The sequence below is a fragment of the Pseudomonas akapageensis genome, from assembly GCF_011355085.1.
In the GTDB taxonomy this organism is placed as follows: domain Bacteria; phylum Pseudomonadota; class Gammaproteobacteria; order Pseudomonadales; family Pseudomonadaceae; genus Aquipseudomonas; species Aquipseudomonas akapageensis.
In genome coordinates, this window is the sequence record NZ_VXCP01000010.1 from 271,443 (window position 1) to 290,223 (window position 18,781).

18 protein-coding genes are annotated in these 18,781 nt (G+C 60.8%); 7 read left to right on the plus strand and 11 right to left on the minus strand.

The genetic code is table 11. The features are described from left to right. Positions 1 to 38 precede the first annotated feature (38 nt). Both F2S13_RS08350 and F2S13_RS08355 read left to right on the plus strand, forming a co-directional pair. Entirely contained in the window at positions 39 to 1,244 is a 1,206-nt protein-coding gene (locus tag F2S13_RS08350; protein WP_166359996.1) for an aminotransferase class V-fold PLP-dependent enzyme, read from the plus strand. Then, on the plus strand, positions 1,241 to 1,651 hold the full coding sequence (locus tag F2S13_RS08355; protein WP_166359997.1) for a SufE family protein: 411 nt from the start codon (positions 1,241 to 1,243) through the stop codon (positions 1,649 to 1,651). Before F2S13_RS08350 ends, F2S13_RS08355 begins: the two co-directional genes overlap by 4 nt. On the opposite strand, the gene tcdA is transcribed toward F2S13_RS08355, so the two are convergent. Continuing rightward, entirely contained in the window at positions 1,630 to 2,457 is an 828-nt protein-coding gene (tcdA, locus tag F2S13_RS08360; RefSeq protein WP_166359998.1) for a tRNA cyclic N6-threonylcarbamoyladenosine(37) synthase TcdA, read from the minus strand. The two genes, F2S13_RS08355 and tcdA, sit on opposite strands and share 22 nt — an antisense overlap. Positions 2,458 to 2,758: 301 nt before the next feature. On the opposite strand from tcdA, the gene F2S13_RS08365 reads away from it, so the two are divergent. After that, the gene (locus tag F2S13_RS08365; protein ID WP_166359999.1) at positions 2,759 to 5,350 is read left to right on the plus strand and encodes a glycosyltransferase; all 2,592 of its coding nucleotides are present in this window, start codon (positions 2,759 to 2,761) and stop codon (positions 5,348 to 5,350) included. Between the two features lie 393 nt (positions 5,351 to 5,743). Then, on the plus strand, positions 5,744 to 6,040 hold the full coding sequence (locus tag F2S13_RS08370; RefSeq protein WP_166360000.1) for a DUF6124 family protein: 297 nt from the start codon (positions 5,744 to 5,746) through the stop codon (positions 6,038 to 6,040). Positions 6,041 to 6,202: 162 nt separating this feature from the next. Here F2S13_RS08370 and F2S13_RS29380 read toward each other — a convergent pair whose 3' ends face one another. From F2S13_RS29380 to F2S13_RS08420, 10 genes are all read right to left on the minus strand, one after another. Continuing rightward, positions 6,203 to 6,577 carry a DUF6508 domain-containing protein gene (locus F2S13_RS29380; protein ID WP_166360001.1) on the minus strand — a complete coding sequence of 125 codons (375 nt, stop codon included), beginning with the start codon at positions 6,575 to 6,577 and terminating at the stop codon, positions 6,203 to 6,205. An 11-nt stretch (positions 6,578 to 6,588) separates the two neighbouring features. After that, on the minus strand, positions 6,589 to 7,782 hold the full coding sequence (locus tag F2S13_RS08380; protein ID WP_166360002.1) for a hypothetical protein: 1,194 nt from the start codon (positions 7,780 to 7,782) through the stop codon (positions 6,589 to 6,591). A gap of 155 nt (positions 7,783 to 7,937) precedes the next feature. Next, the gene (locus F2S13_RS08385) at positions 7,938 to 8,588 is read right to left on the minus strand and encodes a DUF1120 domain-containing protein (protein WP_166360003.1); all 651 of its coding nucleotides are present in this window, start codon (positions 8,586 to 8,588) and stop codon (positions 7,938 to 7,940) included. A 39-nt stretch (positions 8,589 to 8,627) separates the two neighbouring features. Further along, complete coding sequence (locus F2S13_RS08390) at positions 8,628 to 9,797, minus strand: DUF1120 domain-containing protein (protein ID WP_218583845.1); 1,170 nt, start codon at positions 9,795 to 9,797, stop codon at positions 8,628 to 8,630. After that, on the minus strand, positions 9,794 to 12,214 hold the full coding sequence (locus F2S13_RS08395) for a fimbria/pilus outer membrane usher protein (protein WP_166360005.1): 2,421 nt from the start codon (positions 12,212 to 12,214) through the stop codon (positions 9,794 to 9,796). Before F2S13_RS08395 ends, F2S13_RS08390 begins: the two co-directional genes overlap by 4 nt. 1 nt (position 12,215) lies before the next feature. Beyond that, the gene (locus F2S13_RS08400) at positions 12,216 to 12,956 is read right to left on the minus strand and encodes a fimbria/pilus chaperone family protein (protein ID WP_166360006.1); all 741 of its coding nucleotides are present in this window, start codon (positions 12,954 to 12,956) and stop codon (positions 12,216 to 12,218) included. 135 nt (positions 12,957 to 13,091) lie between these two features. Next, positions 13,092 to 13,745: a DUF1120 domain-containing protein gene (locus F2S13_RS08405; RefSeq protein ID WP_166360007.1), complete on the minus strand. Its 654-nt coding sequence runs from the start codon at positions 13,743 to 13,745 to the stop codon at positions 13,092 to 13,094. 291 nt (positions 13,746 to 14,036) lie between these two features. Beyond that, complete coding sequence (locus F2S13_RS08410) at positions 14,037 to 14,699, minus strand: DUF1120 domain-containing protein (protein ID WP_166360008.1); 663 nt, start codon at positions 14,697 to 14,699, stop codon at positions 14,037 to 14,039. A gap of 27 nt (positions 14,700 to 14,726) precedes the next feature. Continuing rightward, the gene (locus F2S13_RS08415) at positions 14,727 to 15,374 is read right to left on the minus strand and encodes a DUF1120 domain-containing protein (RefSeq protein ID WP_166360009.1); all 648 of its coding nucleotides are present in this window, start codon (positions 15,372 to 15,374) and stop codon (positions 14,727 to 14,729) included. Positions 15,375 to 15,464: 90 nt separating this feature from the next. Then, positions 15,465 to 16,106 (minus strand): DUF1120 domain-containing protein, encoded by a 642-nt coding sequence (locus tag F2S13_RS08420; protein WP_166360010.1) that lies wholly within the window; start codon positions 16,104 to 16,106, stop codon positions 15,465 to 15,467. A 261-nt stretch (positions 16,107 to 16,367) separates the two neighbouring features. Here F2S13_RS08420 and dapE point away from each other — a divergent pair, with 261 nt between their 5' ends. Genes dapE through F2S13_RS08435 form a run of 3 tightly spaced genes read left to right on the plus strand, consistent with a single transcriptional unit; the run spans position 16,368 to position 18,734 of the window. Further along, positions 16,368 to 17,519: a succinyl-diaminopimelate desuccinylase gene (dapE, locus tag F2S13_RS08425; RefSeq protein WP_166360011.1), complete on the plus strand. Its 1,152-nt coding sequence runs from the start codon at positions 16,368 to 16,370 to the stop codon at positions 17,517 to 17,519. Continuing rightward, the gene (locus F2S13_RS08430) at positions 17,519 to 18,328 is read left to right on the plus strand and encodes a putative RNA methyltransferase (protein WP_166360012.1); all 810 of its coding nucleotides are present in this window, start codon (positions 17,519 to 17,521) and stop codon (positions 18,326 to 18,328) included. Before dapE ends, F2S13_RS08430 begins: the two co-directional genes overlap by 1 nt. Before the next feature lie 28 nt (positions 18,329 to 18,356). Beyond that, the gene (locus F2S13_RS08435; RefSeq protein WP_166360013.1) at positions 18,357 to 18,734 is read left to right on the plus strand and encodes a hypothetical protein; all 378 of its coding nucleotides are present in this window, start codon (positions 18,357 to 18,359) and stop codon (positions 18,732 to 18,734) included. Positions 18,735 to 18,781 lie beyond the last annotated feature (47 nt).

The window sequence follows — 18,781 nt, forward strand, 5'->3', positions numbered from 1 at the left end:
AACGTGTCCGGGCCTGATGCCTGGCCTGAGCCAATATCATGTTCCAGCCTTCCCCGTGGCGCGCGGACTTTCCCGCCATCGCCGCCCTGCAACGACAGCACCAGACCTATCTGGACAGTGCTGCCACGACGCAGAAACCCCAAGCCCTGCTTGACGCACTGACCCACTATTACAGCCACGGCGCCGCCAATGTGCACCGTGCCCAACACTTGCCCGGCGCCCTGGCCACCCAGGCCTTCGAAAACAGCCGGGGCAAGGTCGCCTACTGGCTCAATGCGGCCAGCCCCGACCAGATCGTCTTCACCCATGGCGCCACATCGGCCTTGAACCTGTTGGCCTATGGCCTGCAAGCCCGGTTCAACGCAGGCGATGAGATCGTCATCAGCGCCCTGGAACACCACGCCAACCTGTTGCCCTGGCAACAACTGGCCCTGCGCCAGGGGCTCAAGCTGGTGGTACTGCCGCTGGATCAGCACGGCCTGATCGACCTCGATGCCGCTCACCAGCTGATCAGCCCGCGCACCCGTCTATTGGCAGTCAGCCAGCTGTCCAACGTACTGGGTGCCTGGCAACCCCTTCAGCCCCTGATCACCCTGGCCAAGGCCCAGGGCGCCCTGACAGTCGTCGATGGCGCCCAGGGTGTGGTCCATGGGCGTCATGACGTCCAGCAACTGGGCTGCGACTTCTATGTGTTTTCCAGCCACAAGCTCTATGGCCCGGACGGCCTCGGCGTGCTTTATGGTCGCAGCGAGGCCCTGGCCCTGCTCGACCATTGGCAGTTCGGCGGCGAGATGGTTCAGGTGGCCGATTATCAGTCGGCGACCTTTCGGCCCGCTCCCCTGGGCTTCGAAGCCGGCACCCCGCCGATTGCCAGCGTGATCGGCCTGGGCGCGACGCTCGATTACCTGGGCAGCCTGGATCAGAACGCGATTGCGAGCCATGAAGCGACGCTGCATGGTCACCTGCTGCGCGGCTTGAATGATCGCGAGGGCGCTCAGGTACTCGGGCGTCCGGAACTGGCGCTGGTGAGCTTTACCGTTGAGGGCGTGCACAACGCCGACCTGGCGCACCTGTTGACCGAACAAGGCATTGCAGTGCGCGCCGGTCACCACTGCGCCATGCCGCTGATGAAAAGCCTGGGCCTGGCGGGTGCGATTCGTGTCTCGCTGGGCCTGTACAACGACAGCGACGATCTGGAGCGCTTTTTCAGTGCGCTGGACCAGGCATTGGAGCTGCTGCGATGAGCCTTTCCATTGAAGCCCAGGGCGCACTGGAGACCTTTCAACAGGCCGCCGGCTGGGAACAGCGCGCCCGCCTGCTGATGCAGTGGGGAGATCGCCTGACGCCCCTGAACGAAGCCGAGAAAACCGCAGACAACCTGGTCCACGGCTGTGAAAGCCAGGTCTGGCTGACCGCGCGGGAACAGGACGGACGCTGGCTGTTTACCGCCAGCAGCGATGCACGCTTGCTGCGTGGCCTGCTGGCGCTGTTGCTGGTGCGGGTCAACGGCACTGCCATCGATGAGCTCGAGCACCTGGACCTGCCTGACTGGTTCAACCAGCTGGGGCTCGGTCGCCAACTCTCACCTTCGCGCAGCAATGGCCTCAATGCCGTGCTGCAGCGCATGCGTCAGTTGGTTGCGGGCGCCTGAGCCGGTTTCTGCCGGTCCGAGGGGCGGCGCATCCCGGCAACGATCTTGTCCACCGCCTTGGTCGCGGCGACCATGCCGAAAGTCGCCGTCACCATCATCACTGCGCCGAAACCGCCGGCGCAATCGAGCTTGACTCCATCCCCCACAAAACTCTTCTGCAGGCAGATGCTGCCATCGGGTTTTGGGTAGCGCAGTTGTTCGGTGGAGAACACACAAGGCACGCTGTAATGGCGGGTCACGGTGCGGGAAAAACCGTAGTCGCGGCGCAGGGTCGAACGCACTTTTGACGCCAGCGGGTCATTGTAGGTGCGGTTCAGATCGCATACCTGGATCAGCGTCGGGTCGATCTGCCCGCCCGCACCGCCGGTGGTGATGATCTGGATCTTGCGCCGCTTGCACCAGGCGATCAGCGCCGCCTTGGCGTTGACGCTGTCGATGCAATCAATCACGCAATCGATGTCCGGGGTGATGTACTCGGCCATGGTTTCGCGGGTGACGAAGTCGGCCACGGCCTGCACCTTGCAATCCGGGTTGATACCACGCAGGCGCTCGGCCATGACCTCGACCTTGGCCCGCCCGACATTGCCGTCAAGGGCGTGCAACTGGCGGTTGGTGTTGCTGACGCAGACATCATCCAGGTCGAACAGGGAGATCTGACCGACCCCGCAACGGGCAATGGCTTCCGCCGCCCAGGAGCCGACCCCACCGATGCCGACGATGGCCACATGAGCGTCACGCAGGCGTTGCATGCCCTCCAGGCCATACAAGCGCGCGACACCGGCGAAACGTGGATCTTCTGTATTCATGAGCAACACCCGAAAAAACCGGCGCGCATTATAGGCCGGACGGGCTCATAGAACACCCCCGGGCTACCGGCGCTGCCCTCTTCCCGTAGGCAATTAACAATACAACCTGTAATCCTGCTTTAATAGTTCAGGTTATTTCCCTGTCCTGGACGACAATTGCACGGGCCTCAGAACTTCACGGCATAAAGCAAATCCAACACCGTGCCTGCACACAGATCCTACGTCAGGTAAAGAGCAGGATGCGCGCCCTTGCGGCGCTTGCCGACTAAGCCCGTTCCACCCTTCGGAACCCGAACTATCTATGTCATCGCGTAAATTTGGTATCAACCTGGTGATAGTCGTGGCCATCGCCGCGCTGTTCACAGGGTTCTGGGCGCTGATCAACCGCCCTGTCTCGGCCCCCGACTGGCCGGAGCAAATCTCCGGTTTTTCCTACTCGCCCTTCCGCCTCGGGCAAGCCCCGCAGAAGGCTCAGTACCCGTCTGACGACGAAATGCGTCAAGACATGGAACAGATGAGCAAGCTGACCGACAGCATCCGTACCTATTCGGTCGACGGTGCCCTGGGCGATATCCCGCGTCTGGCCGAAGAGTTCGGCCTGCGCGTGACCCTGGGCGTATGGCTCAGCCCAGACCAGGAACGCAATGAGCGTGAAATCGCTCGCGCCATCGAGCTGGCCAACACCAGCCGCAGCGTGGTCCGGGTGACGGTGGGCAACGAAGCCCTGTTCCGCGAGGAAGTGACGCCGGAGCAATTGATGGGCTACCTGGACCGTGTCCGTGCCGCTGTCAAAGTGCCGGTGACGACCTCCGAGCAATGGCACATCTGGAAAGAACACCCGGAACTGGCCAAGCACGTGGACCTGATTGCCGCGCACATCCTGCCATATTGGGAATTCATCCCGATGAAGGATGCCGGTCAGTTCGTCCTCGACCGGGCCCGCGACCTCAAGCACCTGTTCCCGAAAAAGCCACTGCTGCTGTCTGAAGTCGGCTGGCCGAGCAATGGCCGCATGCGCGGCGGCGCCGATGCCACCCAGGCCGATCAGGCGATCTACCTGCGCTCGCTGGTCAACAAGCTCAACCGCCAGGGTTACAACTACTTCGTGATCGAGGCCTTCGATCAGCCGTGGAAAGTCAGCGACGAAGGATCGGTCGGCGCCTACTGGGGCGTGTTCAACGCCGCGCGGCAACAGAAATTCAACTTCGAAGGCCCGGTGGTCGCCATTCCCCAGTGGCGCGTGCTCGCCGTCGGTTCGGTGGTACTGGCCATGCTGTCCCTGGCCCTGCTGCTGATCGACGGTTCGGCCCTGCGCCAGCGCGGGCGGACTTTCCTGACCTTCATCGCCTTCCTCTGCGGTTCGGTACTGGTGTGGATCGGCTACGACTACAGCCAGCAATACAGCACCTGGTTCAGCCTGACCGTGGGCTTTTTGCTCGCCCTCGGTGCGCTCGGGGTGTTCATCGTCTTGCTGACCGAAGCCCATGAACTGGCCGAAGCGGTGTGGATCCACAAGCGCCGCCGCGAGTTTCTGCCGGTGCAGGCCGACAGCGCCTACCGACCGAAAGTCTCGGTGCACGTGCCTTGCTACAACGAGCCGCCGGAGATGGTCAAACAGACCCTCAATGCCTTGGCCAACCTCGATTACCCGGACTTCGAAGTCCTGATTATCGACAACAACACCAAGGACCCGGCCGTCTGGGAGCCGATCAAGGCCCACTGCGAAATGCTCGGCGAGCGCTTCAAGTTCTTCCACGTATCCCCCCTGGCCGGTTTCAAGGGCGGCGCGCTGAACTACCTGATCCCGCACACCGCACCAGATGCCGAAGTGATCGCCGTGATCGACTCGGACTACTGCGTGGACCGCAACTGGCTCAAGCACATGGTCCCGCATTTTGCCGACCCGAAAATCGCCGTGGTGCAGTCGCCTCAGGATTACCGCGACCAGAACGAAAGCACCTTCAAGAAGCTCTGCTACTCGGAATACAAGGGCTTCTTCCATATCGGCATGGTCACCCGCAACGACCGTGACGCGATCATCCAGCACGGCACCATGACCATGACCCGGCGCTCGGTGCTCGAAGAACTGGGCTGGGCCGACTGGTGCATCTGCGAGGACGCCGAGCTGGGTCTGCGCGTGTTCGAAAAGGGTTATTCGGCTGCCTATGCCCACAACAGCTACGGCAAGGGCCTGATGCCCGACACCTTCATCGACTTCAAGAAACAGCGCTTCCGCTGGGCCTATGGCGCGATCCAGATCATCAAGCGCCACGCCGCCAGCCTCTTGCGCGGCAAGGACACAGAGCTGACCCGTGGCCAGCGCTACCACTTCCTCGCCGGCTGGCTGCCGTGGGTGGCCGATGGCATGAATATCTTCTTCACCGTCGGTGCCCTGCTGTGGTCGGCGGCGATGATCATCGTGCCGCAACGGGTCGACCCGCCGCTGCTGATCTTCGCGATTCCGCCACTGGCGCTGTTCGTGTTCAAGGTGGGCAAGATCATCTTCCTGTACCGCCGCGCCGTGGGGGTCAACCTCAAGGACGCCTTCGCTGCCGCGCTGGCGGGCCTGGCGTTGTCGCACACCATCGCCAAGGCGGTGCTGTATGGCTTCTTCACCACCAGCATCCCGTTCTTCCGCACGCCGAAGAACGCCGACAGCCATGGTTTGCTGGTGGCCCTGTCGGAAGCGCGTGAAGAGCTGTTCATCATGCTGCTGTTGTGGGGTGCTGCTGCTGGCATCTGTCTGGTCCAGGGCATGCCGAGCGCGGACATGCGCTTCTGGGTGGCCATGTTGCTGGTGCAGTCGCTGCCGTACCTGGCGGCGCTGATCATGGCGATGTTGTCGTCGTTGCCCAAGCCTGAGGATGCTTCGGCGCCGGTGACGGCTCGGTAGAGTCGGTAGGTTCGCGAGGGGCCGCTTTGCGGCCCAATCGCTGGCAAGCCAGCGATAGCGGTCTATCTGTAGGCAAATTCTTTATTTCTTGCGCGACATTTCCCAAGCATAATCAACCCGCCTTGAACGCTGTTGCGCCTGTGTTTTCAGGTGGCTAGTCTGAACCGGTCGTTGCCAATTCAACGACCGGGTTTCGCAGCCCTGAGATGTAGTTCAGCGTTCATTTCCGAGTGTCGGCGTATCTACCTGCCCGATCTTGCGTTATGGCAGCTGTGCGCGGGGCACCTTCGGGTGCGCCGGGTTCCTACATCTCCGGTCTGCGAACCCGCGTACAGCTGCCACCCATTCGTTTCGCAGCGAATAGAAGGCGGCTCCACGATGTAGGAGAAAGCCATGATAAAAATCGTCCCCGATCCACCCGCTTCAACCCCCTCACACTTCACCACCGAAAAACCCTTCGGCACCGTCGACAGCAACGGCCAACCCATGTTCACCGTGCGTGGCGGCATCCCGGCCGAAGACGCGCTGGCCCACGCCACCACATTGATCGAATACGCCGAAGCTACAGCCTGGGATGTGGTCGATCACCTGCACCTGAATGACAAAGCACTGGTGCTCGGGCTGATTCAACAGCTCGATGCGGCGCAGGCGTTGATCGGCGCGGTGCTGGACCCGCCCGGCCAGCGCTAACTCTCGTAATCTCGTTCCCACGCTCCGCGTGGGAATGCCTCACCGACGCTCCGCGTCGCGTTCTCAGGCACATCGGCGCTGGAGCGCCTGGACCTGCGTTCCCACGCGGAGCGTGGGAACGAGATTGAATCGAACGATTTGGGTATTTTTGGTTGAGCCATTTCAAGGCGATGTATTCAATACTCGAAGACGATCGAGCGCCCGCTCAAGATAGCCATCGCGAATAATTTTGTTCAGATGCCCCTGGCAAAACCGGTCCGCTCGCACATGGGCGATCAACAGTTTGCGCACCTGCTCGGCGTCTGCAGTGTCGAGCAATGACACGTCGTCCATTTGCTTGCGTTTCTTGCCCGAAAACTCTTTCATCCAGTCAAATGGCGCGAAGAAGTGTGTGGCGTAGAACACCCTCAGGAAGAGGTAAAGCGACTTCTGCCATTGAAGGCTCTCTTCGCCAAGTTTATTCAACATGGCTGACGAAGGAGCGTACTGCAGAACATAGCCAAGGGCTTTGGGGGAAGGGGGTGGTAATTTTTTCACGAGGCTGGTCCTCAGAGTTGTGGCGAGAGAATATTGGACGACTCAGGGAATGTTTGATCGGACAGACAGACTGTCATTGATCCCTGCACATCGGTAACATCGTGAAGATCAAACAACCGATGTTCCATACCGATTCCAAAGAGGACCTCTTCCTCACTCGGCACCCCAATACTCGAAATATCTTTACCGACTCTGCTCCTCAACACTAGCTTATAACCCGACAAAAACCATTGAAAATCAACCCTTTTAGAGGTACTGGTAAAGGCAAGCTCGTGGACAATCCTCCCATCTTGATAAGCATCCTCCGAACCTGTAAAAGGTCCAAAAAAACGAACAACGGGCGCTTCCTCGGTATAGTTTTTCAGTTGTGCAAGGCCGGTATTGATCGCCTCAATGAAAGCGTGAACCTGCGCATACTCAGGATCAAATACTTTGTGGCGACGCAATATGCCGTTCACGATCCATGAATCAGGGCCCGTATAATCCCGAATCGCTCTAAATTGCCTTTCCGTCAACCCCAACTCTTGCGCAGTACGACCGCAATCAATAGCCTCAACACCCGCAGAGCAATCGTGACCGATGGTTTTAACAAGCGCTTCAAACTCCTCATCTATCGCTATACCGGGATTTAGATATTGACCTTTCAACCGCGTAAATTCACCAACCGCTATAGCCTCAGCCCTACCCTCTACGACGAGTTTGGTCGTACTCCATGGTGTTCTGGCTCCGAGGCTGGCGGCCGCAAAAAAATTCATTCTCAGCAGGATCGGCACCCAGTCTGCAGTTTCCTTAATGTGGACAGCCACGGTTTTCGGTGAATCTTCACCACTGAACAATCGCATCGCCTGATACGCCTGCCAGGTCAGCGCTGCCACGAATTCGCGATCATTCACGGGTTCGAACACTACCAATCTACGAAAACCGACATTTTGAGCGTCAGGCACAGGCTCCGATATCCAGCACGGCAGCAACGGACGAAAATCCCTCGCCGGTTGGAGCGCAAGCTCAGCAACGGAAATACCGCGCTCTTTCAGTTGCTCAAGAAGCTCGACTGGATGACTGTAATAATTATTCGGCTCGCACATAATAAACAAAAAATCCACTGGATCATTTGAAATGACGTCGAGTACATCACCTGCAAACAACTGAATTTTTCGTTGATCTAGCCCAATATGGTCGACGTCTACTTGATCTTTCAGACTCATCGTCGTAACGCCCCAATAGTGATTTGTCAATGTGAAAATACTCACAACCGCCTTGAAAAATAACTATCAAAACTGCCAGCTAGACACAGGGCAAAAAAAATACCCAAATAGAAAGATTTGGGTATTTTTATTGAAGCCCTGTGAACGAAAGCCCGTTATAGATAAACCACTTCCAGCGTCCCCTCCCCGTCAAACTGAATGTCGTCGCTGGTATCCAGATCCTGCATGGGCGCCACCACCACTTCAACCATCAAGGTCGCGGTCAGATCGCGAATCGCGACCGGGCCCGCGCTGCTGCCCAGGGTGTCGGAGAAGCCCAGCAATGAATTCGCACCGATACGATCGACCTTGAGGTCCGCCGCGTCCCAGGCATTGCCGTTGGTGGTGGAGTCGGTGTTGTAGATCTGCGCGATCTCATCGCCCTGGGTGCGCATCGGATCGAACTGCACTTCGTACAGGCCGATCTTGTTGCCGCTCTTGTCGAGCCCCAGGCCATAGTAGATGCCGCTGTTGACCAGGGCCGTACCGTCACGGTTGTCCTTCATGCGCAGGGCATAGCGGGTGGGGGCTTCGCAGGTGAGTGTGAGGCCTATGGGTTTTGGCTTGAGCCGGGTGCGGTTGGTCTTGCTGAGGTCTTGTACGGAAATCCTGCCAAAATCCACCACCCCGCCACCCGAGAGCGCCGGGGTGCAGGATGCCGGGGTGATGGTGCCCTGCACGATCAGCTCGGTGGTGGATTGGGCATTCACCAGGGGGGCGAACAACAGGGCGAGCAGCCCTGCCTTGAATCCAGCGTGGTATTTCATCTGTGATACCTCCTTCCCTTTTTTATTGATGTCCATGCTTTACAGATAAACGATCTCGATGGTCGCAGCGCCATCGATAGCGGCCTCTTCAGTCAATGTCAGCGTGTTGGCCGGAGCCAGATAAAGATCCACGCCCAGGGTGCCGCTCAGTTGAGTCATGGCCGTGGGACCGGTTGCCATGTCGGCGTGCGTGCCAAACCCCAGCAATCGACCATCGGGGTACAGGAACGCGGCAGCGGCCGGCGCCAGCCACCCCTGCCCGCCGGGCTGGCCATGCATGGCGCTCAGTGCATGACCATCGCCGGTGGCGGTGTTGTCCACCCAGGTGACGTAGCCACCCAGCTCCTGACCGAAGCGGGTCTTGCCGACGCCGAAGACCGCACTGGCGTCCACTTCGCTCAAGGTTGCCCGCACGGCATTGGGCCGGTTGTCCCGGGCCGAGAAGGCAAAGCGGGTGGGTGCGTCGCACTGGACGTTCAACGACAGGCTGCGTTGCAGTTTAGTGGCGCTGTCGCGGGTCAGCTGCTGCGCCTGAATACGGCCGAAGTCGACCACCCCGCCATTGCCCAGGCGCGGCGTGCAGGCAGCCGGGGCGAAGCCCACCTGCAACCCGAGTTCGCGCCGGGCACCGGACACTTCCAACAGCCCGCTGTTGTTCCAGGTCACGGAATCGCCACGACCCAGCGCGGCCTCATCGCCCCAGGCGCGGACCTCCAGACTCGCAGTGAAGGATCGTCCCTGGACAATACTGCCCGCCTTGACCGGCGTCAGCCCTTTATCCGGCAGCCACGCAATGGCCGCGTCTGCCTGGCCTGGAGGCTGCCCGGCCGCCGCCACTGGCGCCAGATCGACGCGTTCGCCATCGAGCAGCGCGTCACTCAGGCGCAGGGCATAGCTGCCCTGCTCGCCAAAGCGAAAGCGTTCGGCACTGGCCGGCAGGGCGCGGTAGAACAGGGTCATGGTGTCCGCTTGTGCGCAATGCACGTTCAGCCGAAGGCTGCGCACGCCCAATGGCAGCTCGCCGCCCTGGGCCTTGAGCGTTGTGCGGTTGAACAGACCGTAATCGATCAACGGCTGGCTGATCGAGACGTCGCAACCTTCTGCCATGGCCTGGGCCGTGGGGGTGAACATCGACACGGCCAGTGCCAGGCCCGCAGTGAAAGCAACACGGTGCACGGATAATAAATAGGTCACTGGGGTTACTCTCATGGCGTCCGGCACACGGCCGACGTGGTTTCGTAATAGGCCTGCAGGTCGGGCTCGTCCGGCAAGGCGAACTGCAATTCACAGGCCGGCTGATCCGGCGCTTTGACCCACAACCGAGGGCTGACTTCAACATTGGGGGCAAACACCAGCCCGCCCTCCTGAACCAGGGTGACGAACTCGCCCTCGCCGTCGGTAACCATCGCCCCGGCAGGCAATGCCTTGCCGTCGGCGGTGGTCGCCTGCAGCAGCGCCCGACGCGTGCTGACCACGCCGAAGTCGACCCGCGCCACCGCACCGCGACCGGCCTGCAGCACCGTTGCGCCATTGTTGATATCGATGTTGCGCGGCAAGGTTTTGGTCTGTACTTCCACCGGGCTGTTGCCGTAAGGCGACAATTGCGCGACCACGGCCTGGCCCGTGCCGTCCGTCCAGACCGGCCCGGCAGGGGTCGACACCTTCACCCCGGACACATCGCCCACCGACACCACGCCGAAGGTGTCCTGAACCGCATACGGCGACAAGGTGACGCCACCGTCGTGCACGGCCAGGCCACCGCGCAGGCCGGCGCTGTAGCCACGGTTGCCGTTGCCATAGCCGGTATAGCCCATTTCCAGCTGGGCATAGCGCGGCAGCAGCGAGACACCGGCGTTCAAGTCCACTTCACCATCGCGGCTGTCGCGCTCGGCGCCCAGGCGGTAGCTGGCGGTATCGCTGAGCTGCTCCTGCAGCGAAACACCGACCCGGTTCTCCCCGCCGCTGTTGCGCACCGAAGTGCGCAGGCGGCGGCGCTCGCCCAGGGGCAGGCTCACGCTCAGGTACACCGCGTTGTCGATACCATCGTCGCCGCCCAGGTTCCACTCGGCACTGGCCGACACCGACACCTGGCCGAATCGCTGCCCCCACGAGGCGTAGGAACGACTGGTGGAACGACCGTCGAACAACGTCGAACGCGCATAGCCAGCACTCAAGCTGCCCAGCCAGGGCTGCGCCCACGATACGCCTGCGCTGTACTGGTTGTGATAACGGCCGCCCTGGCTCGACTGGTCGAAGTCCAGCTGGGTGTCGATCAGATCCCGGTAACCACTGGTTTGCTGGGCGGCAGCGGCATTGATCGACCAGTCCTCGCCCAGCCGTTGGGACAGCGAGAGCTGGGTTTGCACGCCTCGAACCCCCTCGCGGGACGCTTGCGAGGATTGCACCAGCCACTGCGCCTGCGAATCTGTCCAGGGTTGCACACCAATACCCAGGCCGCCGGCATAGTAGTCCTCGGCGGCCATCAAACCGGTACTGAGGGTGGAGGTGCCGCTGATGGCCTGAGTCCAGCCGCCGCTGACCACCCAGGGCTCGCGGGCGACACCGCCGGTATCGCGCACCTGGCCGGCACCGAGCACAAACCCCGGCGCGGGCAAATCCAACGCCACCATCGCCGCCGGCACGGTGAAGCTGCGCTGCTCGCCATCGGCTTCGATCACGGTGACTTCCAGATCGGTACGACGGTCCAGGCGTGGCAGATTGCCCAAGGCGAAAGGCCCGGCCGGTACCACGGTCGAATAGATCAAGGCCCCGGCCTGACGCACTTCCACCCGCGCCTGGCTGTGGGCGATGCCTTCGATTGCCCCACGGCGGGTGGGCACCATCAAGGCTTCTTCGGACGTCAATTGCAGGCCGGTAATGCGCGCACCGGCCAGCACCGGGTTGCCCAGGCCGATCTGCCCGGCCTGCAACACGGTGCCCAGTTGGGCAAAGGTGCGCTGGGCGTAGGCGTCCAGGTGTTCGGTGCGGGAATTGCCGTCGACCGAGGTGTGCAATTGATGGCTGCGCACGATCCAGTCGCCGGCGTTGAAGCCTACTTCGGTATTGGCCGACCAGTATTCGCTGTTCTGGCCATCGAATTCATTGCGCAAACCCAGCAACTCGTAATTGAGGATGCCGGCCGTGCCACCGGTATGGTAGGCAGACAAATCCTGTTCATGTTCTGGCGCCTTCAGGGCCTGGGTCGGCACGACCAGGGCCACTTCATCGTTTGCAGGGTCCGAGTTCACCTGGGTTTGCTCATAGGCGCCGACAAAATCCCGGCAGGTCGCGGCATCGCTATCGGTGCTTTTCCCCGGCATTTGCAGCCCGGCGGCATCGAGCAGGGTCTGGTCGAAGCATAACTGGCCGTCGGCCTGGAAGCGCGCGTTCACACGACCGCGCGGCTGATCGTTGACTCGCAGCGTTACCGCGTGCACACCGGGGGTGAATCGTGCGGCGTCGCTCAAGTACTCGATCAGACTGGGGTCGATGCCGCGCTGGCGCAGGATGTCGGCATCGAAGGTCAAGGGTGCGGCGAAGACCTCGCTGGCCTGGGTGCAACTCCATAGCAACAGGCCCTTGGCCAATAGTGTCCGCCCCGGGTGCTCGGTAAAAATGGATCGCATATCAGGCGCCGCCAGCACGCAGGGGTGCCTCAAACGCATCCACGGCAAAGCCGTATACGGTGGCCGGGAACAACTTCACCGTGGTCGGCGCGCCGCTCACCGGGCCGTCGACCTCCACGGTGATGTTGTCACCCGGCAATACATAACTGCGGGGCAAGCGGGCGGCCTGGTTGCCAGGCAGCAATTTCAGCTCTTGCGCCAGGCGCACCACGTAGGATGTTTCGTTACGCACGGTGAGCTTGCCGTCGGCCAGGGACCACTGCAGGCCGGTCCAGGGCTCACGGTTGGGTGCCAGGTCCTTGGGGTGCAGGATCACCGGCAGGTTCTGCCGCACGCTGACGCCAACCCGTGCCTGACCCGCTTCTGCAGCCTTGGCGGTTTGCGGAATACCTTCGAAAATCACCCGCTTGAGGCGCTGGGTCTGCAACGGCTTTTCGCTGCGCAGAATGAAGCGCACCAATTGCTCTTTTCCGGCCTCTACCCGCCACACTGGCTGGGTGAGGAACAGCAAGGGTTCCGGGTCTTCCGGTATGTCCTGCAACGTCACATGCAGCAATGCAGTGCTGGTGTCGCTGTTGCGCACCTTGATCGATGCCTCGCCGTCGGCTTCCTTGACAATCACCACCGAGGTCTCGGGGATCATGCCGTCAGCCCAGGCGGGCAAGGCCGGAAACAGGCCCAGCAGGCCGGCGAGAATGGGCAGACAGCGCAGTGCAGGCCTGCGCACGTGCGTAAGATTCATGGCAATACTCCGGGCACGACGCTACGCACCCGTAAAAGAGTGGGATGGCGTCGAGAGCTTTTGATAAAAGAAAAAAACGCAGGTGAAGCTGTTATAGAAAGGCCGGCATACTGGATATGCCGGCCGGCACTCTATTTATAGGTATTTGACTTCAATCACGGATGCACCGTCGATTTGCACGTCGTCGGTCAGAGTCAGCTCTTTCGCAGGGGCAATGCGCACATCCAGATGTATGTTTGCGCTCAGATTCGTGATGGCCGATGGCCCATCGATAACGGAGCCGGTGGTTAAACCAATAATTCTATTGCCGACTTGGTAATTGAACACCTCTTGTACCAGAGTCGACCCACCTGATTGCCAAGTGAGACCATCATCGGAAGAAACTATAAAAACTCTGTCCGCGACTCCATCGACGATATTTTCACTCAACACTAAATTATATCGGCCAATTTTTTCTGCTCCATTCATTCCAAGACCAAAGTCAAATTCAGGATCAGCGCTATCGGTAGCAGTCCCCAATTTTTCATCCGTAGTTTTTAGTGCAAAGCGCACTGGTCCTTCACAAGCCACGCTGAATGATGACCTTTTCCTGCGTATCGTTTCTTCATCCTGCTTGAGATCCGCCGCGGAGATGTTACCCAAATCGAAATTTCCACCACCGGCAATCGTTGGTGTACACGCCGCCGGAGTAATAGTCCCAGTAACGCTAATATCGGTAGTGGACGCTGCGAAGGCGGCCGGTGCTGCAACAACCAGCGCAGTCAAAGCTAAAAGAGGCGTAAATTTCATAAAAAACTCTCATTACAAGGTAAATGCTTCAAAAACCGCTTCGATTGCGGAATTGAAACTTTATGTTTTAACGTAAGTTTTATCTGTCAGACGCTTCCACCGACAAAAGTAGGCTGCTTCTTAGGAACACATAAGACCTGTCCAGCGAATACAGCAACCTTCAACGGCGGAATCAAAACTCTAGGCTTTGCCTTAAGATTTCTCTGCCGGACACTGTCATTCACGCCTGTCGGAACGCACTTAGGACACTGCGGATTTGTCTTGTGCAAATACCGATTTCAATCCGATGTCTTATAGGTAAACCACTTCAATCACTGCCGAACCATCCAGTGCGACTTCATCGGTCAGGCTCAACTCCTGAGCCGGCGCCACATGCGCGGAGATGCGCAGAGCGCTCGCCAGATGGGTGACCGGATCCGGCCCTGCGCTGTGCCCTGCGTTGAAACTGAACCCCACCAGCTCCAGCGGCGAGATGGGATGAACGGCATCGGCCGTGTTGCTCCAGGTCAAGCCCTGGTCCTGGGTGTAGGTGGCATAGGCTGTCGCACCATCGATCTGCGCGTTGGCCGGCTCAATATCCAGCAGGTAATGCCCAAGCTTTTCTTCGCCCGACATGCCCAGGCCATGAGCCCGGTAAGCGGCCCTTGCGCCAGCGCCGGAAGGCCATGTTGCCGAGCCCTCCCGGTTGTCCACCGAGCGCAGGGCAAAACGCGTCGGCCCGTCACACACCACCGTCAGCGCCAGGGCTTTCTCTGGCAGCGGGGTATGCGCATCCTCCTCCAGATCATGGGACGCGATACGGCCAAAGTCGACGACACCGCCACCAACGAACGTAGGCCGGCATGCGGCCGGCGTGATGGTGCCGGTGACGGAAATATCCGTGGTGGACTGTGCAAATGCAGTCGGCATCGCCGAAATCACGGCAGCCGCTATGAGCGTGGGGGCGAACTTCATGGTCAGATTCCTTTTTTTTTGCACGACTTAGAGATAGATAACCTCAAGCGTGGCCGCGCCATCGATGGTGACTTCATTGGTCAGCGTGAGACTCTTGGCCGGAGCGATAGCCATGCTGACGGCCAGCTGGGTAGTCAGCGTCTCGATCGCACTGGGTTCATTGGCGCCGACGACCGCTACAGCCGTGAGGTTCGGACCGTTGGTATTGAAGAGGTAGTGTTCGTCAGAGGGCGCTTTAAGCCAGGAAACCCCGTCATCACGGGACTCCAGGACATCCACCGAAGCGCTGCCATCGGCGGCATAGCCGCTCGTGAGCAACCTGTACTCGCCAATTCTTTCAACGCCATTGAGACCCAGGCCAAAATTGTCATAGGTCACCGTCGGCTGGGAGCCGGCACGACCGTCCACGGCCCGCAGGGCAAAACGGGTGGGCGCTTTACACGCCACACTCAACTGCCGGGCTGGCGACAGGAACCCTGTTGCTGCTTCCTGATCAAGGTCCTGCACCGAGATCTTGCCGAAATTGAACTCACCGCCGCCGCTGAGCACCGGTGTGCACGATGCCGGCGTGATAGTGCCGGTCACCGAGAGATCGGTAGTGGATTGTGCAAAGGCGCCGCTGACCACCGACAGTGAAGCGACAAAAGTGAATGCGCATGCTGACTTCATTGTCATGACTCTCCTCCAGCAACATGGCGTATCGCAGCGGGCTGCCCGCTGGGGCAGCCCTTTGGAAATTGCAGGCAATCGGGTTGAGTGTCGTGCTTACAAGTAGACGACTTCCAGCGTGGAAGCACCGTCGATAGGGACTTCATCGGTCAGCGTCAGGTCCTTGGCCGCGTTGATGTACATGACTACCTGAAGGTTTGCCGCAAGAACCCCAATCGCACTGGGTTCACTCCCAGCGTCCACGGAAACGCCAATCAGTCTGGGCTGAATCGTGTTGGGGATGTAGGCTGCATCGCTGCCATAGTCAACCCAGGTGTTGCCACCGTTGAATGACTCTACGAGCTTCGTCGAGGCATTGCCGTCGGCGATGTAGTCGGTGGTGCGCAGGGCGTACATGCCGATCTTTTCCGTACCGTTCAATCCCAGGCCGAAACTTTCTTCGTGCGGTTCTGTATCGGTTCCGGCGCGCCCATCCACAGCATGAAGCGCAAAGCGCGTGGGCGCATCGCACACCACACTCAATGGCCGGAGCGACGACATGAAGCCCGTCGGGACGTCCTGCCTCAGGTCCTGCGCAGCGATTGTGCCGAAATTGAAGTTGCCACCACCGCCGATCGAAGGTGTACAAGCCGCCGGCGTGATGGTGCCGGTAACCGTGATGTCGGTGGTGGACTGGGCAAAGGCGACCGGCGCGACAGCGATCAGGGCGCTCAGGGCAAACAGCGGTGAAAATTTCATTGCGATACATTCCTGTACGGGTTGGTTGCTCTCAAAACAGCTGCCTTCCAAGGCATGGCGCAATGGTAGAAAGTGGCTCTTCTCCCCTCGCCGGGCCTTTTCCCAAGGAATCTCGGAATTTTCCTAAGACACACACGGATTTCTCTGAAGAGACAAGAAAGCGCCCTGCATCCCGCATATCCGATTCGGCATGCATCACACCCCCCGTTTTGCTTTAAACTGTCGCCCTTTGCCCGCCCTGCCTTGCTCCGGAGTCTTTCCATGACGGCCCCAGCCGACCTCTCGCCTACCCTTCAACTGGCCTGCGACCTGATCCGTCGCCCCTCGGTGACGCCGATCGATGCCGATTGCCAGAAAATGATGATGCAGCGCCTGGGCGATGCCGGCTTCACCCTCGAACCCATGCGCATCGAGGACGTCGACAACTTCTGGGCCACCCATGGCAGCCAGGAAGGCCCCGTGCTGTGCTTCGCCGGGCATACCGACGTGGTCCCGACCGGCCCGGAGCAGGCCTGGCAGAACGCCCCGTTCGATGCCCTGATCGACGAACACGGCATGCTCTGTGGCCGAGGCGCGGCCGACATGAAAGGCAGCCTGGCGGCCATGGTGGTGGCGACCGAACGTTTCGTCGCCGACTACCCGAATCACCGGGGCAAGATCGCCTACCTGATCACCAGCGACGAGGAAGGCCCGGCCCACCATGGCACCAAGGCCGTGGTCGAACGCCTGGCCGCGCGCAAGGAGCGCCTGGACTGGTGCATCGTCGGCGAGCCGTCGAGCACCTCGCTGGTGGGTGACGTGGTCAAGAACGGCCGTCGCGGCTCCCTCGGCGCCAAATTGACCGTGCGTGGTGTGCAAGGCCACGTGGCCTATCCGCACCTGGCGAAGAACCCGATCCACCTGGCCGCGCCGGCCTTGGCCGAACTCGCTGCCGAGCACTGGGACGACGGCAATGCCTTCTTCCCGCCGACCAGCTTCCAGATCTCCAATGTGAACAGCGGCACCGGCGCCACCAACGTGATTCCCGGCAAGCTGGTGGCGGTGTTCAACTTCCGCTTCTCTACCGAATCCACCGTCGAAGGCCTGCAGCAGCGGGTCGCGACCATCCTCGACAAGCATGGCCTGGACTGGCATGTGGACTGGGCGCTGTCGGGCCTGCCGTTCCTGACCGAGCCGGGCGACCTGCTCGACGCCGTGTCGGCCAGCATCAAGCAGGTCACCAGTCGCGAAACCAAGGCTTCCACCAGCGGCGGCACCTCCGACGGGCGCTTCATCGCGACCCTGGGGACCCAGGTGGTCGAGCTGGGCCCGGTCAACGCCACCATCCACCAGGTCAACGAGCGTGTGCTGGCCAGCGATCTGGACGTGCTGACCGAAATCTACTACCAGACCCTCGTGAAGTTGCTCGCCTGATGCTGACCTGCCCAATCTGCGCAGCGGCGCTGGCAGCCGTCGACAATGGCGTGGTCTGCCCTGCCGGCCATCGCTTCGACCGTGCCCGCCAGGGCTACCTGAACCTGTTGCCGGTGCAGCACAAGAACAGCCGCGACCCGGGTGACAACCAGGCCATGGTCGAAGCCCGACGCGATTTTCTCAACGCCGGCCACTATGCACCGGTGGCCCAGCGTCTGGCTGAGCTCGCGGCCGAACGCTCGCCGGCGCGCTGGCTCGACATCGGCTGTGGCGAGGGCTATTACACCGCGCAGATCGCCGAGGCCTTGCCCCACGCCGATGGCTACGCGCTGGATATTTCCCGCGAGGCCGTCAAGCGCGCCTGCAAACGCAACCCGAACGTGACCTGGCTGGTGGCGAGCATGGCCCGCGTGCCATTGCCCGATGCCAGCTGCCAGTTTCTGGCCAGCGTCTTCAGCCCGCTGGACTGGCACGAGGCCAAGCGCCTGCTCAGCCCCGGTGGCGGCTTGATGAGGGTAGGCCCGACCAGTGAGCATTTGATCGAACTGCGCGAGCGCCTCTACGACGAAGTACGTGAATACGTCGACGACAAACACCTGGCGCAAGTGCCCGACGGCATGCACCTGGCTCACAGCGAGACCTTGAAGTACAAGATCAAGCTGATCGACGGCCAGTCCCGCGCCGATCTGCTGGCCATGACCCCCCATGGCTGGCGCGCCAGCGCCGAGCGTCGCACCGAGGTCATCGAACAGGCCAAGCCGTTCGTGGTCACGGTATCGATGCGTTACGATTATTTTGTGCTGCACTAACCCACGCGGCCCACAAGCGAGTACGTCCATGCGCCAACCCGATATCGAGATTTACCTGAAAGACGCCGACGTGGACCACAAGGCGATCGCCGCCTGGCTGGGCGCGGCGCTGGGCCCCTGCAGCGACTGGGTGCAGAAGGGCCAGACCTACAAGTGCAAGGCCGGCAATGTACCGGTGACCTGGCTGCCCAAGGCCGTCGGCAAGTGGAACAGCCTGTACCTGGAAAGCGACCAGACGCCCTGGGACGACGACATTGCCTGCGCACGCGCCGCCTTCGCCGCACTGAACGTGGAAGTGCGCTGCGCACCGGGAAGCTGGGTCGAGGAAGAAGGCGAGGAAACCGCGGACGTCTGGATCCGCATCAGCGCCGACGGTGAAGAAGAAATCACCTGGCGTACCAACTGAACGAAAAAGGCCCGTCACCTGCGAGAGATGACGGGCCTTTTTTCGCA

What these genes read in the sequence shown, in the direction of transcription:
- F2S13_RS08350 (WP_166359996.1), top strand. Translation starts at nt 39, where the DNA reads ATGTTCCAGCCTTCCCCGTGGCGCGCGGACTTTCCCGCCATCGCCGCC.
- F2S13_RS08355 (WP_166359997.1), top strand. Translation starts at nt 1,241, where the DNA reads ATGAGCCTTTCCATTGAAGCCCAGGGCGCACTGGAGACCTTTCAACAG.
- tcdA (WP_166359998.1), bottom strand. Translation starts at nt 2,457, where the DNA reads ATGAATACAGAAGATCCACGTTTCGCCGGTGTCGCGCGCTTGTATGGC.
- F2S13_RS08365 (WP_166359999.1), top strand. Translation starts at nt 2,759, where the DNA reads ATGTCATCGCGTAAATTTGGTATCAACCTGGTGATAGTCGTGGCCATC.
- F2S13_RS08370 (WP_166360000.1), top strand. Translation starts at nt 5,744, where the DNA reads ATGATAAAAATCGTCCCCGATCCACCCGCTTCAACCCCCTCACACTTC.
- F2S13_RS08380 (WP_166360002.1), bottom strand. Translation starts at nt 7,782, where the DNA reads ATGAGTCTGAAAGATCAAGTAGACGTCGACCATATTGGGCTAGATCAA.
- F2S13_RS08385 (WP_166360003.1), bottom strand. Translation starts at nt 8,588, where the DNA reads ATGAAATACCACGCTGGATTCAAGGCAGGGCTGCTCGCCCTGTTGTTC.
- F2S13_RS08390 (WP_218583845.1), bottom strand. Translation starts at nt 9,797, where the DNA reads ATGAGAGTAACCCCAGTGACCTATTTATTATCCGTGCACCGTGTTGCT.
- F2S13_RS08395 (WP_166360005.1), bottom strand. Translation starts at nt 12,214, where the DNA reads ATGCGATCCATTTTTACCGAGCACCCGGGGCGGACACTATTGGCCAAG.
- F2S13_RS08400 (WP_166360006.1), bottom strand. Translation starts at nt 12,956, where the DNA reads ATGAATCTTACGCACGTGCGCAGGCCTGCACTGCGCTGTCTGCCCATT.
- F2S13_RS08405 (WP_166360007.1), bottom strand. Translation starts at nt 13,745, where the DNA reads ATGAAATTTACGCCTCTTTTAGCTTTGACTGCGCTGGTTGTTGCAGCA.
- F2S13_RS08410 (WP_166360008.1), bottom strand. Translation starts at nt 14,699, where the DNA reads ATGAAGTTCGCCCCCACGCTCATAGCGGCTGCCGTGATTTCGGCGATG.
- F2S13_RS08415 (WP_166360009.1), bottom strand. Translation starts at nt 15,374, where the DNA reads ATGACAATGAAGTCAGCATGCGCATTCACTTTTGTCGCTTCACTGTCG.
- F2S13_RS08420 (WP_166360010.1), bottom strand. Translation starts at nt 16,106, where the DNA reads ATGAAATTTTCACCGCTGTTTGCCCTGAGCGCCCTGATCGCTGTCGCG.
- dapE (WP_166360011.1), top strand. Translation starts at nt 16,368, where the DNA reads ATGACGGCCCCAGCCGACCTCTCGCCTACCCTTCAACTGGCCTGCGAC.
- F2S13_RS08430 (WP_166360012.1), top strand. Translation starts at nt 17,519, where the DNA reads ATGCTGACCTGCCCAATCTGCGCAGCGGCGCTGGCAGCCGTCGACAAT.
- F2S13_RS08435 (WP_166360013.1), top strand. Translation starts at nt 18,357, where the DNA reads ATGCGCCAACCCGATATCGAGATTTACCTGAAAGACGCCGACGTGGAC.